Source organism: Bombilactobacillus sp. ESL1097 (assembly GCF_058107205.1).
In genome coordinates this window covers 119,439-135,281 of sequence record NZ_JBYLUB010000003.1, presented here as the reverse complement: position 1 = coordinate 135,281, position 15,843 = coordinate 119,439, and the positions used below count along the sequence as shown (strand labels likewise).

Genomic DNA, 15,843 nt, shown 5'->3' with positions numbered 1-15,843 from the left:
GGACTAATGGCTGTTGTCACGTTACAAAACACAAAGTTAACTGTTCAAGTTGATAGTTTGGGAGCCCAAGTAGTCAGCGTCCAGGATCCAACGCAGACGCAACGGATGTGGAATGGTGATCCAGCAATTTGGGGACGACATGCGCCGATCTTGTTCCCTATTGTTGGCCGACTAAAAAATGATACTTATCGTTATCAGGGTCAAACTTATTCAATGAAACAACACGGTTTTGCTCGTGACCAAGAATTTACCGTAATGACGCAAGAACCGACTTTATTGGAGTTAGGATTAACCAAAAAAGTTGGTCAAGAAGAGTCCAATTACCCCTTTAGTTTTTCGCTGTATGTGGGGTATCAACTAGTGGGTGATCAAATTCAAGTTTGTTATAGTTTGAAAAATTTGAGTTCGCACCCGATGTACTTTTCAATTGGTGGTCATCCGGGCTTTATGTTTAATTATCGGGCTCCGGGAGCCAAGTTGGTTTTGCAACATCCAGAGCGACTACGTAGAATTGATTTTACAGAAGACCATTTGCTTGATACTAATCATACCTGGGTGCCCAAGGCGATGATGCCACTTAATGAAGATAGTTTTGCTCACGACGCTTATGTTTATCATAATCGAGGGCGCAATGCTTTTGAGCTATGGGCTAATGATAATTGGCAAATTAGTTTGACGACTGATGCACCTTATATTGGGGTTTGGTCTGCTTATCCTAAGACAGCTGATTTTGTTTGCCTGGAACCTTGGTGGGGAGTGGCAGATACTGTTAATAGTGATGGTCAATTAGAACATAAATTTGGCATTAATCTGTTACAACCACAGCAAATCTTTAATGCTAGTTGGAGTATGCGGTTTTATTATTAAAATAAGATAGCTAGTTAAAGCACTTGGTAAAAAGATAGGTATTGACCGTTTTTTACCAAGTGCTTTTTATGATTCAGAAAAGTGGTCTTTGGGTTGCATTTAAGTGCGAGATGCTCATAATAAAAAGAGATACTAATCATCAAAGAAAGGATTATTAATTCTGATGTATAAGCCTCAGAAAATTGCGCAGATCAAGGTCAGTGCAACTACGCAAAAAAAATTATGCTCTTGGCTCATTGAAGGCGCTAATCGGGCACAAATTGTTAGGCAAACTGATCTCAGCAAAAGTACGCTGTTACGTTATATTAAAAAAATCAAAGCTCAAGATGCAACCATTGAAGAACTATTTACTTTAAGTGAGATACAAATCTTGATTCAGATTGCTAATGAAGATTATGCAACTTATCAAGCAAAAAAACGTGAGGGACCAAAAAAGGCGCAAACAGTTGATTTGTCGCAACAAGAAAAATCATTAAATCATGCTTTACGCAAAGAAGGCTGGGGCTTATCTACGGAACAATTAGACTTTGCCAAAATCCTACGCTTGAGTTCTGGCGACTTGCAGGAGCAACAAGCTGCTCAGCAACAGTTGGCTACTTGGTCAAAGGCTAAACAACAACGTTATTTAGATTATCGACAATCAGTGACAAATTAAGTATGAGGTTAGAAAAGAGAAATGAGTGAATGGCAAGCAATTATCCCTTATCCACCCATGGCAACGCCGAGGCCACGTTTTAAACAAATTACTAGTAATGGTCAACATCATACAATTACTTATTATCCGAGTCACTATTTTGATTATATGCAGACCGTGCAGCAATATCTGCAAGATCACGATTTGTATAATAAGGACTTTGAACAGGTTGTCAATGCTCCATATGGCATTTTGGTAGAAGTGATGTTTTACCTAGCTATTCCGAAAAATCAAAAGCAAGTACGGAGTTTAATGCGGAAGACGGCGCCGGATATTGATAATTTACAAAAAGCAATTTTTGATAGCATTTTTAAGGGGTTGAAGGTGCGAGATAGCCGAATCGTTGGCGTTAAGGCGTTAAAGTTAAATGAAAAGTTCTATCCGCGCACGGAAATTAAATTAATAGGAATTGAACAGGATGATTAATAATAACGATAAAATTTTGCATTTGTTGACAGGTTACCGCCAGTTAAAACCTTTATTCGTTCCCTTTTTAAAACAACTGCAACGGCTCCAAGAACAGCAATTACTAGAACAGCAATTAGTGCGGCAGGTTCAAAAAAACCTAAGACAATGTCAGACCAAGTTATCTAAACAATTGGCGTCAGCCGAGTTTAAAGTTATTGATTCTAAGATTAAGCGTTGGCAAAAGCGGGGGTTTAATCATTATCGTGATTATCAAAATCTGACTGTGGCAGCTCAAAAGCGCTTATTAAAACAAGTTATGCGGGAATCGTTTGTTCATTCTCAACCTAATTTAGTAATATTAATTCAGCGCTTACAACAATTAGTTATTCCAAAATATCCTGATGGCACAGCAATCATTAAACAAATTCATCAGATTAGACAACGTAATTTGTATATTAAACGAGGCTACCAGGTTTTAGTATATGTCAAACCGGTTTACCAGGCGCTCACACGTTTGCGGCGAGTTTTGGTTAATCAAGCTCAGTATACAGGGTGTCAACACGCGTGGACTAATTATTCGCAGCAAATTACGGCTTTGAAGAATTATTATCAACAGCATTATGTTCAGGCTGGTGGTCATCCGCGTAATTATCATGGACATCGGGCCGGTGAACATCAGTAATTGTCCATTGTCACTAGTGTGATATATTGAGAATTAAGCAGTATTAAATTATGGAGAGTGATTATTATGCGGGCTAATATTTTGCAGCATACACCTAATGAAGGGCCGGGCATGATTGCCGATTGGTTAGCGGAGCAGCACTATGAAGTCTATATTTATCATCCCTATCAATTTGGTCATTTGCCGTCAGCTGAGACGACGGATTTATTGATTATTTTAGGTGGGCCTATGAGTCCTAATGATCAATTACCTTGGATTTTACAAGAGCGGCAATTGATTGCGGATTTAATTACTAAGCGCGTTCCGATGTTAGGCATTTGTTTTGGTGCGCAGCAAATTGCTAAAGTATTAGGTGGTTCTGTCTTAACAGCACCTGTCAAAGAAGTGGGGTGGGGGAATGTTTGGCGTCAAAGTACCGCCATCACTAACTTACCCGCACAATTATCCGTATTACATTGGCATGAAGAGATGTTTACCTTGCCACCGAAATCGCAATTGTTATTTTCCAATCATCATTTAACGAATCAAGGCTTTTTATGGCAAGATTTTGTGGCGGGTTTTCAGTTTCATTTAGAGCCTACGACTAGTAATGTCCATGAAATAGTGGTTAATGATTATCCTTATTTAACAGACTCTGTGTTAAAACAGTCAGCAGCTGAGATTATGGCTCAGCCCGTTCCTGCGGCTAATAGACAAGCGTTATATCGCATTTTAAATTATTTGACGCAGTCACCGACAAGCTAGAATTCGTCTTGCTTATCGAATTATTAAGTTTTATACTAAAAAACGATTAATAATTTTAAGTTACAGACAAATCCATCAGTACTTTCAGAAAAAACCGCTTCATTGACTAATTGTTGAACTAAATGTGCTTGTTGGATGAAAAATTATCTTAATGTTATTAATGAATTTTATTTGTGGGGAGATCTAACTTATGGAAATTGGACCAATATCAGAGTGGTTAGCTGCTATTTCTGAATTTTTAGCTGTCTGTGTGGCATTATTGTTGCCATATTATACTGATCGGAAAAATACCAAAAGAAAACGGCGCAATATTTGTTTGGGGATTAGACGTTTAGCTAATCAGGCACTGGCTCATGAAGAAGATGCTACCAAAAATTTAGAATTGTTTTTGACAATTTCTTTTATCAGTAATGATGATGCTACCACGGAAAAGGTTTTGTTGTCAGGACAAGAAATTCTACGAGCCATTAAGAATTTACCAGCGGAACAAGACACTGATTATCAAACAAAATTAACGGACGTCAAACAATTAATTGCCAAAATACCTAGTAAGTAATAAACACTGAGAAGATCATAATGATGCTCAAGCAATCGCCAAAGATTGCTGAGCATTTTTTAGTTAACTTCACAATAAATTGTCTATTCAATCTTCAATGGTCTACAATTAAATCAAAGATGACCAAAGGAGTGTCCTATGAAATTTATTTCTTGGAATATTGATAGTATTAATGCAGCTGTCACGCATCAATCCAAACGTGGCTTAATGACTTGGGAGGTGTTACAACATTTAGCAGCAATTCAACCAACTGTGTTGGCCATTCAAGAAACTAAATTGAAGCCGACGGGTTTGACGCCTAAACAAAAGCGAGCTTTGCAAGAATTATTTCCAGATTATCAAATTTATACGCGTTCGAGCACGGGGCGGGTAAGTTATGCGGGTACCATGATGCTGAGCAAAGAGCAACCCATAGCAGTTGATTATCCCCAAATTGGGGCTCCAGGGGAAATGGATCAAGAAGGACGAATTATTACCTTAGAGTTTGAACATAGTTTTGTTTCGACCGTTTATACGCCAAATTCAGGCAGTCAATTGGCTCGTTTAGCCGACCGCCAAAGTTGGGATGATGATTATCGTCAATATCTGCAACAATTGGCGCGCCAAAAGCCAGTCATTACTTCTGGTGATTACAATGTAGCCCATCAGGCAATTGATTTAAAAAATCCTCAAGCTAATCATCATCATGCGGGTTTTACTGATGAGGAGCGTGCTAAATTTGGCGAATTACTAGCTGCGGGTTTTACTGATACTTTTCGCTATTTAAATCCCCAAGTGCATGATGTTTATACATGGTGGGCACAAATGTCCAAAACTTCGAAGATTAATAATTCCGGCTGGCGCATTGATTATTATTTGACCTCACAACAATTAGATGATCAATTGGCTGATTTTCAAGTGATTGATACCAAACAGCGGCAAGACCACGCCCCCATTGAATTGACTATGAAAACGGATTTTTGTCTGTAATCGGGTGCTGGGTCAGCAATTATTGGTTCAACTTTATCCAGATTCATTTATAGTCGGAGCTATTGCAAGGTTTAATTTTGTTTGGTCCAATGATTATAAATTTTAAAAATTGAGTTACAATGTATCTTATATGTAAAGGCAAGTTAGGTTCAATTTACTACCTAACGACAAAATAGAAGGGAATGATCATATGTGTACCAATATTAGTATTCAAGCAACTAACGGTGACGTTTTTTGGGGCCGAACGATGGATTTTACGTTTGATCCGTTTAAAGCGAGTGTTAATTCACAAATCACCGCTTATCCAAAAGGTAGCCAATTAACAGGGTTAACGGAAACTTGGGCTAGTAACTATGCTTTTATGGGTATTAGCATGAATAACTCATTATTCTTCTATGATGGCATGAATAGTGCAGGGGTAGTCGGTGATGCCCAATATTTAGAAGAGTGTAGTTGGGCGAGTGCTGCCAGTTTGCAACAACGAGGTCTTAAACCGTTAATTGGTGAAGAAATTGTGGCGTACGTGTTAAGTCACTTTGGTAGTGTGGCGGAAATTAAAACCGCTTTTCAAACCGTGGGCTTATTACAAAGTCAATATCCAGCTTGGGAACAGGCTCAAACTGGAATTACTGGTCCCGTGCCGATGCACTACACGTTCAGTGACCCCAGTGGCGCCAGTGTAATTTTGGAACCTGTGAAGAACGGGGCTTTTAAGATTTATGATGGAATTGGTGTGATGACCAATAGTCCGGAATATTCGTGGCATGTAGATAATTTACGAAATTATTTACAATTAACCAATCATAATTTGGGCCAAAACAAATTATCAGATAAATTGCAAGTTAATCAAATTGAAAGTGGCTCAGGGTTATTAGGCTTGCCTGGTGATTATACGGCACCTTCTAGATTTGTTCGGGGCACTTACTTGGCCAACTTTTTAGATCCATTTACTTCGGAGCAAGGAATTACGCAGTTATACAATTTATTTAAAACCGTCATGATTCCTAAGGGGATTGAACACGTTCATGAAGGTAGTACGAACAGTGATTATACCGGTTATTGGATTGGTTATGATGTCAAACGGCAAACGTTATATTTACAACCTGAAGACACACCAACGTTAACGCAATTTACTTTACCAACTAATTTAACAGACAAGATTAATTTACCAATTAATCATGAATTTAAAGCTGTACGCGCGAAATAGTGATAATTATTACAGATTGAGTGTTGATGAGGTATTCATTGACACTTTTTTTGTATACAAATTTATTTGTAAGTGATTAATGTTCCGCGATAAAAATATTCGAATAATATTTGACAAATAGATTCTTCTGCATTATTGTTTACAATGTAAATTAAGATTACGAAGTAAACAAAAAGGAGAGAAAATGAATATTTTACAAGTAAGTCACATATCAAAGATTTATAAGAACAATAAAAAGGTTTTAACTGATTTAAGTTTTACAGTGAAAAAGGGAGAAATTTTAGGTTTTCTAGGTCCTAATGGTGCAGGAAAAAGTACAACTATTAATATTATTGCTACTTTACTGGAGGCAGATGAAGGTTCAATTGTTTATTTTGATAACAAAAATTTAAGTTCAAAAGAGAGCAAAAAACGTTTAGGTATTGTTCCGCAAGAAATTGCTATTTATGAGGATTTATCAGCTTATGAGAATGTTAAATTTTTTGCATCGCTGTATGGTGTTAAAAGAAAATTGTTAGATAAAAAAGTATTAAGTGCCTTAACTAAGGTGGGACTACTGGAGCGAAAAGCTGATAAACCGAAAACCTTTTCTGGCGGAATGAAACGGCGGTTAAATATTGCTTGTGCAATTGCCCATGAACCCGAATTGCTCATTTTTGATGAACCAACAGTTGGTATTGATCCACAATCGCGGAATCATATTTTGACTGCCATTAAAGAGATGAGGGCTACCGGTGCAACAATTATTTATACTACGCACTATATGGAAGAAGTCCAACAACTTTGTGATCGCATTATGATCATGGATGGTGGCAATGTTTTACTCAATGATACTTTGCAGCATATTTTACACAATTATGCTGACACTGAAATGAATCCGCAAAGTTTGGAAAATATTTTTTTGCAATTAACGGGCAAAAAATTGCGAGACTAGAAAGGAATAAAAAATGTTAACAATAATGTTGCAGGATTTGAGAAGTTTACTTAATAACAAGCCCATTATGGTTTATCTGATTGTTTATCCACCGTTATTAATAATTTTAATGGGTTTTGTCTGTAATAGTATGTTTAGCGGTGATGTATTGTCAGCTTATGACTATTATGGTGTAACAATGATAATTTATTTATCGATGGCAACGGTCATTATTTTGCCAGAAATGTTATTTGGAAGTCAGGTCAAGTTGGCAAACCGGAGAATTATTTACACACCAATTGCTCGCTGTAAAGTTTATCTATCTAAGCTAATTGTTGCCACTGCTGTTTCTTATTTAATCTTGGCAGTTTATCTAGTTTTGTTCAATATCACAGGTTTGGTTAACTTCGGTGGTCGAGAAATTAAGTATTTATTGTTATTGGATTTGGCACTTGTTATTTTTTCAATTACCTTAGGAGGAGCATTTTGTGTACTGGTTAAAAAAGAAGATTTGGCAATAAAATTGTTAAATATTTTAATTAATGTTTTAGCAGTTATATCGGGGCTATTTTTTCCAATGACAATTTTTGGTAAAAAGATTGCTCAGATAGCTAATTGGTCACCAATTGCTCAAGTTACGAATAGTTTTTTTGGTTTAATTTATGATCATGATTTAAGACAGTTAGTTAGTACAATTGGAATTTTATTAATTTGTTCAAGTATCTTCTTATTAATCATTCATTGTTTGTATAGACCAGAAAAGTTTAAGGAGTAATAGAATGCTAATTTTTAAAAATAATTTTTTACGTTTTTTGCATGAAAAAAGCTATGGCATGCTAACGATTCTTGTGTTATTAGTCATGACAGTAGCTTCAACTTATTTTGTGAAGATGAAAGCTCCAACTGCTGAAATAGGTGTTGGTCCCAGCGCAATTGAAGTACTGTCATCTAATCCAAGTACTGACAAGATTCATTTTAGTAAGGTAACTAAGAATAAAGATTATTATCGAAATTTACTTTTAGGTAAATATGATGCTTATATCACTAAAAATCAAAACGGTGATTATCATGTGACAACAATTCGTAATACTACATTAAAAGCTAAGCTTAATGCTTTTTTAAACCGGAATGCAGTTCGAAAACAAGCCAAACATACCACACATAATTTCAAGATTTTATGTAATATTTTGGGTCTAAGCACGATGATGTTAGCGATAGTTTTAACTAAATTTTATTTTGATGATCGCGATCAAATGGATAAACGCATTTTTTTAAGTGGGACAACCATTTTTTCATATATCATACAAAATTGGCTTTTTATTTTTTTAGTCTTATTTGCGGTAAGTACAGTATGTCTAGCCATTGTCTTACCTATATTTAAAATTAAATTATCAGTAACACTATTTGTAATCAATGGTTTAATTAATCTTTTTGCTGCTTCATTTGGCCTGATGTTAGCTACTTTAGTTACTAATAATGAGGGAGCACTTAGCGTAGGAACAATGATTACGTCGATAACATTACTATTATCAGGTGCTGTTTTTACTATTAAAAAATATTCTATCCAATCAGTAATACAAGATTTTTTTCCTCAGCATTATATTGCTGATTTAGGTAAATATTTAGATGGCAGTAAACATTTGGTTGCTGCAGCAGCATGTCTCTTAGCTTATAGCGTTTTGTTTATGGTAATTGCTTTTAGCATGCAAAAAAGGAGGATGGAAGAATAATGACAGGTGCAAAACGAATTATTAGTTTCATTGGCTTAACAATTGCCATGTTTATGGGAACGCTGGATAGTACGATTATCAACATTGCTTTACCTAATATCATGAACCAATTTAAGGCCAGTTTAAACAATACTAGCTGGGTGACAACCATTTATACCTTCCTTAGCTTTAGCTGTATTTATGATAACCGGTTCAAAATTAGCCGATCGCTATGGCCGCAAAAAGGTCATGTTGATTGGACTATTACTATTTGGTAGCTTTTCAGCTGCTTGTATGTTTGCTCCTTCATTACTGACCTTGATTGTTTTCCGTTTTTTCCAAGGAATTGGTGGTGCAATTATTACCCCGATCGTTTTACCGATGGGTATCGAAATATTTGGTAAAGAAAATACTTCGAAAATTTCTAGTGTAGTCGGCGCTATTACTGCCCTAGCCGCTGCTGCAGGACCGGCAATTGGGGGGATTATTTTACAATACAGTTCTTGGCGTTGGGTATTTGGTATTAATGTTCCATTGGCAATTTTGGCTTTTATTATTATTATTTTATTTATTGGTGAATCTTATGATGAAACCTTAGTTGGTGGTGTTGATTGGCTAGGAATGCTGGCCTTGTCCATTTCTTTAGGCGGTATCGTCTTTGGAATGTTGGAAGGCCGCCAATATGGTTGGACTTCACCAGTCATTATTACTTGTATCGCAGTAGGTATTTTGGCTTTGTTTGTCTTTTATTTCATCGAAAAGAAAGTTGCTTCGCCTTTGTTGGAATTGAACTTACTAAAAGAAAAGACTTTAACAGCTTCTAGTTTAGTTTACTTTGTTACTGGTTTTTCATTGGTTTGCCCAATGTTAATCATTAACTACTTCTTGCAAGATGTTTTGAACTACACACCTTTACATGCTGCAATCATTATTATTCCTGTTTCTTTAACGGTGGTTGTTGCGATGCCTTTAGGTACCAAGATCTTGGATGCAATGGGAGCTAAAATTATCACATTTATGGGTTTAATTCTCATAGCTTGTAGCTTAGGGCTGTTATCGTTAGTAAAAACCAATACACCAACCGCTATTATTATCGTATTCTTGATTGTGAATGGTTTCGGTTTTTCTTCAGTTTCGTTAGTTGCCTCGGTGAAATACTTGCCAAAAGAAAAAACTGGTGTAGGTTCAGGAATTGTAAATGCTATGCGCCAAATTGGTACTTGTTTAGGGGTCGCTTTGTTAGTGACGGTTTTGAATAATAATGTCATGAATTCAAAAAATGATATTAAAGATAATTCGATACAAATTATTCAAGCTCATCGTTTGTCACCACAAGTTAAGGAGGTGGCTAAAAACGAAATTAGAAATGTTTTTAAAACTAATTCTAGTGGCAAAAATATAAAAACCAGCACTACAGGACTTCAAAAGAAAGTCGCTAAAGCAGCAAAAAAGACAAGCAATTTGCCGATACCAAAGCAGAATAGTTCACTGGGACAATTATATCGAGCTCAAAAACAAATGATTAAGGGGACTAAGCGGTTAAACGTTAGTTTGACGCAAGTTAATACTTTGGCAACTAAAACCAATAATCCGGATGCTGGAGTTATTCAACCATTAGCCAGTGGTGTTAATTCCTTAGCTGATGCACAGAAGAAATTGTTAACAGGTACGCAATTATTAGCCCAAAAACAAGAATTGAAGTTAGTGATGAAAGATATCAAACGTCAAAAGAATCGCCAATTGACTAAAGCCTTTAGTAAAACTTATTTATTAGATGCTATTATCGTATTACTTTGTTCACCAATTACTTGGTGGACAGACCGAAATAAAGGATAAGATTTCTTTGCTAAGAATAATTATTTGCGGTATATTTGCTTTAATTTAGTTTGTAAGAAAGGAACTAATTAAAGTGGTTACAAGACCAACTAAAGAGACTTTAAGTGACGTATATATTTTGCAAGTAGCTCTAGAATTGATTGATCGAGAAAGTTTGGAAAAGTTTACAATGCGTAAGTTAGGTACTGAATTAGGAGTATCTGCTATGGCAGTTTATCGCTATTTCCCTAATCAAAAGGTTTTGTTTGATAATCTAGTTGAGAAAATTTGGCAAGATGTCTTGAAAGTTAAATTGGATAAAAAGCTAACCTGGCAAAATCAGCTGACTGATTTAATGTTGCATTTACGTAAAGTATTAACGCAACATCCTAATATTTTACCGTTGATTTCAACTAGTCCAATTGTAACCGATAAAGAATTTGCCTTAGTTGTTCCAATTTTGACTAATTTTGTCAAAGCAGGCTTACAAATTAATTCAACGACGGTTTTTTTGATTAATTCATTGACTTTTTACACAGTAGGCTTTGTTTGGGGTGAATGCATTGGTCAAGAAAATACTAATCTTGATGTGGCTGCATTAGAAAAGTTTCAAACCAAATCAGTTGCCTTCAAGAAATTTATGCAACCTCTGCAGGAAAATGAACATCGATTGACAGCAGATGATCAATTTTTGATGGGGATTCAGGCTATTTTAAAAGGTTGGAAATAAAGCTTGTTTAGTTATTTAAGGTTAACGATAATGTTTAAGCTTTATCAATTAATAACTGTAATGACTATTAATCTTTTTTAATTTTTTAGTTGACATTTAATTAAAATAATTATATGATTCTACCAATGAATATAAAAACAAGTTGATCGGGGGAAGTAATTAGTTCTAACGCGTACAGAAACTTCCAGTAGTTGAGAAGGAAGCCCGTTAGCTAATGAAAATGACCCGTGATTGGTGCACTGAGTTCTTTTGGAATAAGGTGGCAATGGTTGGTACTCTTTATTGTACACGCATATAGATGTTTTGTATGTTGTTGAGTTGAGTATCTTTGCATACCCAAAATAGAATGGTACCGTGGCGAAAGTCGCTTCTAATAAATCTTCGTAAGGAGATTTGAGAAGCGACTTTTTTTATTTGTTTTTATAATTCAAATTAAAATTAATGGGGTGTTGATGATGAAAAAATGGCAAAAAATTATTAAGTATTTATTAGTGAGCGGTGTGGCAGCGTTATTCTTCTTGGTAGCTGGTTGTGGCCAACAAAGCAAGGAACAAACTGTCAAAGTTGGAATTAATAACGCCGATACACCAATTTGGAAGATTGTTCAGAAAAAAGTAAAAAAGGATAATATTAATTTAAAAATTGTGGAATTTTCGGATTATAATCAGCCCAATACGGCCTTATTACAAAATGAATTAAATATTAATGCATTTCAACATCAATATTTTTTAAAGAATTGGAATAAAGCGCATCATAGTGATTTAGTAGCAATTGGTAAAACGATGATTCAGCCAATGGCTATTTACTCAAATAAGTTAACCAAATTGAGTCAATTAAGTGACGGTGCCAAAGTCGCTATTCCCAATGATAGTTCTAATGAAGCTCGGGCTTTGCAATTACTAGAGGCTGCTGGATTGATTAAATTAAAAACGACCGGTTCACAGTTGCCATCGACCAAAAATGTAGTAAGCAATGCGCATCATTTGAAGTTTCAAATTTTAGATGCTGCTCAGACGGCGCATTCATTAAGTGATGTTGATATTGCGGTAGTCAATGGTAATGTGGCTAGTGCCGCCAAATTGAGTCAAAAGAAATTGATTTATCGGGAAAAAGTTTCGAAACAGTCACGGCCATGGATTAACGTGATTGTTGCTAATAAGAAAGATCGGCATAATGCTACGTATCAAAAAATTGTGAAAGCTTATCAAAGTGAAGCAGTCTTAAAAGAAGTTCATAAGGTTTATGGTCCGAATGCTGTTGCTGCTTGGAAAGTTAAATTTTAAAATCATCAGATGAGAAAGGACGATTTTTATGGTGCAATTACAAGACCAATTGATTCAAGATTCATTGCAACAGTTAGCTGATTATATAGCGTTACCGTCAGTTTCTGCGAAAAAACAGGCTCAAGTGCAAACAGCCAATTTTTTAAAAAAATTATTTGAAGAACAATTATCAGCTCAAGTGCAAGTGTTGACTGATTATCCAGCACCATTAGTTTTTGCCCAGATTACGCCTCAAAAACCGAGTTCTACGACTATCTTAATTTACAATCACTACGATGTTCAACCGGAGGAACCGCTAGAATTATGGCAATCTGATCCTTTTGAATTAAAAATTACTGATCAACAACTATTTGGCCGTGGTGTAGCCGATTGTAAAGGTGATTTGATCAGCCGCATTACTGCATTAAAGTTGTATCGCCAAGAAAATGGTGATTGGCCGTGCAATGTTAAGTTTTTAGTGGAAGGTGAAGAGGAAGTTGCCAGTGAACATTTAGCTGCTTATTTAGACAAGTATCATGATTTATTAGCGGCGGATCTGGTTTTATGGGAATCCGGTAGTAAGAATGATCATGAGCAGTTTAGTATTGAGGGTGGTAACAAAGGAGTTTTGTGTTTTGAATTAACGGCTAACTCCGCGGCTAGTGATTTACATTCATCATTAGCTGCTGTGGCTGATAGTGCCACGTGGCGCTTGGTGGCTGCTTTAAATGCTTTACGGGCAGCTGATGGGACAATCAAAGTGCCAGGCTTTTATGATGATGTTGTGGCTCCCAGTGCAGTGGAACAAGAATTAGTGGCCCAAGCACCAACTCCTGATCTTGCTCAGAAATGGGATTTAAAATTACCCTTGTTAAAAAATCCGAGCGTTAATTATAATTTAACTTTTGCACCGACCATTAATATTGAAGGTTTCAAAAGTGGGTGGCAAGGCCAAGGTGTTAAAACGGTAACGCCCTCCACGGCCCAAGCTAAGTTAGAATTTCGCTTGGTGCCGAACCAAGATCCTCAACGAATCTTTCAGCAATTGAGCGCTTATCTGAAAGAACAAGGCTTTGCAGATATTGCAGTCACTTATCTTTTGGGAGAACGCGGTTATCGTTGGGATTTACAAAATCCATTAGTGGAACAGTTGCTTGCCACCGCCAAAGCGGTTTATGGTGAAAATCAAGTGACGGCCTTACCTTCTAGTGCCGGTACTGGGCCCATGTATCTAATTAATCATTACACGCAGGCGCCGATTATTGATTGTGGAGTCGGTTATAGTCATTCGAGGCCTCATGCTCCTAATGAGAATATTCGGATTGCCGATTATTTACAGTTTATTGAATTTTTTAATCAATTTTTAGACAAGTTGTAGGACAATTATGGACGAGCAAACCCCAATTATTAAATTAAAAGATATTTCTGTGACATTTCAGAACAAAGAACAAACCATTCAAGCTGTGAAACACGTTTCTTTAGAAGTTGAACGTGGTGATGTGTTTGGCATTATGGGCTACTCCGGTGCAGGTAAAAGTACGTTAGTCCGTGTGATTAATTTATTGCAGCGACCGACTGGCGGTGAAGTTTTTGTGAATGGGCATGATCTTTTGAGTTATAAACCGAAAGCTTTACGCCTAGCACGTCAAAAAATTGGCATGATTTTTCAACATTTTAACTTGATGGCTTCCAGAACGGTGTTTGGCAATGTGGAATTTCCATTACTGAACACTAAGGCGACCAAACAAGAACGGCAAACTAAAGTTAATCAGTTGTTAGAATTAGTTGGATTAGCAGACAAAGCGAGCGCTTATCCCGCGCAATTGTCTGGTGGTCAAAAGCAGCGAGTAGCGATTGCCCGCGCTTTAGCGAACGATCCCCAAATTTTAATTTCGGATGAAGCAACGAGTGCTTTAGATCCGGAAACTACGACTGAAATTTTAAATTTATTAAAATCGTTAAATCAAAAACTCAAGATTACGATTGTGGTGATTACGCACGAAATGGAAGCTATCAAACAAATTTGTAATCATGTCGCTGTCATGGATCAAGGAGAATTGATTGAGCAGGGAAGCGTGTTACAGATTTTTGGGCGGCCACAACAGCCTTTAACACAGAAGTTTGTCAATTCAGCAACGCAATTAGGCCCCGTACTCCAGGAAATTCAAAGTCAACGGCTACTTAAAGCTTCAACCAATTCCTTGATTGAATTAGATTATTTTGGTGAAGTAACGAATGATCCGATTGTCGTTGAGCTTTATAAGCGCTTTGGTGTGGAAGCTAATATCTTGTTTAGCAATATTGAACAATTGCAGGGAACCACTGTGGGAATTATGCTCTTAGAGTTGAATGGTTCAGCAGCCGATATTGCTGCCGCTTTAGCGTATTTAAAACAATTGCAGGTCACGGTTAAAACCATTACCTTGCCCAAGGAGGAGGAACAATAATGCATGCATTTTTACAAACCTGGTTACCCAATGTGGTCGCTAACTGGTCAGGCGATAATGGCTTTGTTGTTGCAATCTATCAAACTTTATATATGACTTTTATTAGTGCCGTGTTTTCCGGCGTCTTTGGTTTAATATTAGGCTTAACGTTAGTTGTGACTGCTGACAATGGAATTTTACCGCATAAAAAATTTTATTACTGTTTAGATAAGTTAGTTAATTTGTTCCGTTCGATTCCCTTTGTAGTTCTATTAGCAGTGATTGGACCGTTCACAAAATTAATCGTTGGGCAAACCATTGGCCCAACAGGTGCTTTAGTGCCCTTAATTGTCGGTACGTCTCCTTTTTTTGCTCGTCAAGTTCAATTAGCGTTGGTTGATGTTGATCCGGGAGTTATTGAAGCGGCACAAGCGATGGGCAGTTCACCTTGGGAAATTATTTACCGGGTTTATTTAAAAGAAGGTTTACCCGAGTTGATTCGTTCGGCCACCTTAACCATGATTAGTTTAATTGGCTTAACAGCGATGGCGGGTGCTATTGGCGGTGGTGGTTTAGGTAATATGGCCATTGCTGTTGGCTATCAACGTTTTCAAAATGATGTGACGTTAGTTTCTTTAGTTTTGATTTTAATTTTAGTATTTATCGTCCAAGCGATTGGTGATTACTTTACCCGAAAACTCCAACATTAATGTTGAGGATCCCCAGTAATTTTATATTTTTAATAATAATTAGTGTAATTAAAAAAGAAGGACTTAAGGTTGAATTAACTTTAAGTTCTTCTTTTAGAGTGTAGCCAAAATCTAAAATATGATATAATATCCTTGCACGAACATGTGTTCG

At 36.5% G+C, this 15,843-nt stretch carries 15 protein-coding genes and 2 pseudogenes; all 17 read left to right on the top strand.

Annotated elements, in window-relative coordinates; all coding sequences use genetic code 11:
• Positions 1-6: 6 nt before the first annotated feature.
• The 17 genes and pseudogenes from AC3B6D_RS08355 to AC3B6D_RS08275 all read left to right on the top strand — a co-directional run bounded on the left by AC3B6D_RS08355 (position 7) and on the right by AC3B6D_RS08275 (position 15,692).
• Positions 7-867: an aldose 1-epimerase family protein gene (locus AC3B6D_RS08355; protein WP_489769750.1), complete on the top strand. Its 861-nt coding sequence runs from the start codon at positions 7-9 to the stop codon at positions 865-867.
• 163 nt (positions 868-1,030) lie between these two features.
• The gene (locus AC3B6D_RS08350; protein WP_489769751.1) at positions 1,031-1,522 is read left to right on the top strand and encodes a hypothetical protein; all 492 of its coding nucleotides are present in this window, start codon (positions 1,031-1,033) and stop codon (positions 1,520-1,522) included.
• Between the two features lie 21 nt (positions 1,523-1,543).
• Positions 1,544-1,987 (top strand): RusA family crossover junction endodeoxyribonuclease, encoded by a 444-nt coding sequence (locus tag AC3B6D_RS08345; RefSeq protein WP_489769752.1) that lies wholly within the window; start codon positions 1,544-1,546, stop codon positions 1,985-1,987.
• Positions 1,980-2,651, top strand: coding sequence for a hypothetical protein (locus AC3B6D_RS08340; RefSeq protein WP_489775415.1), 672 nt, complete (start codon positions 1,980-1,982; stop codon positions 2,649-2,651). Before AC3B6D_RS08345 ends, AC3B6D_RS08340 begins: the two co-directional genes overlap by 8 nt.
• Before the next feature lie 66 nt (positions 2,652-2,717).
• A complete protein-coding gene (locus AC3B6D_RS08335) occupies positions 2,718-3,395 on the top strand; it encodes a type 1 glutamine amidotransferase (protein ID WP_489775414.1) in 678 nt (225 codons plus the stop codon).
• Between the two features lie 190 nt (positions 3,396-3,585).
• On the top strand, positions 3,586-3,951 hold the full coding sequence (locus tag AC3B6D_RS08330; RefSeq protein ID WP_489775413.1) for a hypothetical protein: 366 nt from the start codon (positions 3,586-3,588) through the stop codon (positions 3,949-3,951).
• A gap of 138 nt (positions 3,952-4,089) precedes the next feature.
• Positions 4,090-4,920 (top strand): exodeoxyribonuclease III, encoded by an 831-nt coding sequence (locus tag AC3B6D_RS08325; RefSeq protein WP_489769756.1) that lies wholly within the window; start codon positions 4,090-4,092, stop codon positions 4,918-4,920.
• 190 nt (positions 4,921-5,110) lie between these two features.
• Positions 5,111-6,127: a choloylglycine hydrolase family protein gene (locus tag AC3B6D_RS08320; RefSeq protein WP_489769757.1), complete on the top strand. Its 1,017-nt coding sequence runs from the start codon at positions 5,111-5,113 to the stop codon at positions 6,125-6,127.
• Positions 6,128-6,311: 184 nt separating this feature from the next.
• Positions 6,312-6,986, top strand: a pseudogene (locus AC3B6D_RS08315) (ABC transporter ATP-binding protein); the annotation flags it as partial.
• An 88-nt stretch (positions 6,987-7,074) separates the two neighbouring features.
• The gene (locus tag AC3B6D_RS08310; protein ID WP_489769759.1) at positions 7,075-7,815 is read left to right on the top strand and encodes an ABC transporter permease; all 741 of its coding nucleotides are present in this window, start codon (positions 7,075-7,077) and stop codon (positions 7,813-7,815) included.
• Positions 7,816-7,819: 4 nt separating this feature from the next.
• The gene (locus AC3B6D_RS08305) at positions 7,820-8,770 is read left to right on the top strand and encodes an ABC transporter permease (RefSeq protein ID WP_489775412.1); all 951 of its coding nucleotides are present in this window, start codon (positions 7,820-7,822) and stop codon (positions 8,768-8,770) included.
• Positions 8,770-10,585 (top strand): annotated as a pseudogene (locus tag AC3B6D_RS08300) (MFS transporter). The gene AC3B6D_RS08305 and the pseudogene AC3B6D_RS08300 overlap by 1 nt, the downstream one beginning before the upstream one ends.
• 67 nt (positions 10,586-10,652) lie before the next feature.
• The gene (locus tag AC3B6D_RS08295) at positions 10,653-11,294 is read left to right on the top strand and encodes a TetR/AcrR family transcriptional regulator (RefSeq protein ID WP_489769859.1); all 642 of its coding nucleotides are present in this window, start codon (positions 10,653-10,655) and stop codon (positions 11,292-11,294) included.
• 455 nt (positions 11,295-11,749) lie between these two features.
• Complete coding sequence (locus AC3B6D_RS08290) at positions 11,750-12,577, top strand: MetQ/NlpA family ABC transporter substrate-binding protein (protein ID WP_489757944.1); 828 nt, start codon at positions 11,750-11,752, stop codon at positions 12,575-12,577.
• Positions 12,578-12,605: 28 nt separating this feature from the next.
• Positions 12,606-13,934 carry a M20/M25/M40 family metallo-hydrolase gene (locus AC3B6D_RS08285; RefSeq protein ID WP_489775411.1) on the top strand — a complete coding sequence of 443 codons (1,329 nt, stop codon included), beginning with the start codon at positions 12,606-12,608 and terminating at the stop codon, positions 13,932-13,934.
• Positions 13,935-13,941: 7 nt separating this feature from the next.
• Positions 13,942-15,003, top strand: a complete 1,062-nt coding sequence (locus AC3B6D_RS08280; protein WP_489775410.1) for a methionine ABC transporter ATP-binding protein — start codon at positions 13,942-13,944, stop codon at positions 15,001-15,003.
• A complete protein-coding gene (locus tag AC3B6D_RS08275; protein WP_489757947.1) occupies positions 15,003-15,692 on the top strand; it encodes a methionine ABC transporter permease in 690 nt (229 codons plus the stop codon). The genes AC3B6D_RS08280 and AC3B6D_RS08275 overlap by 1 nt, the downstream gene beginning before the upstream one ends.
• Positions 15,693-15,843 lie beyond the last annotated feature (151 nt).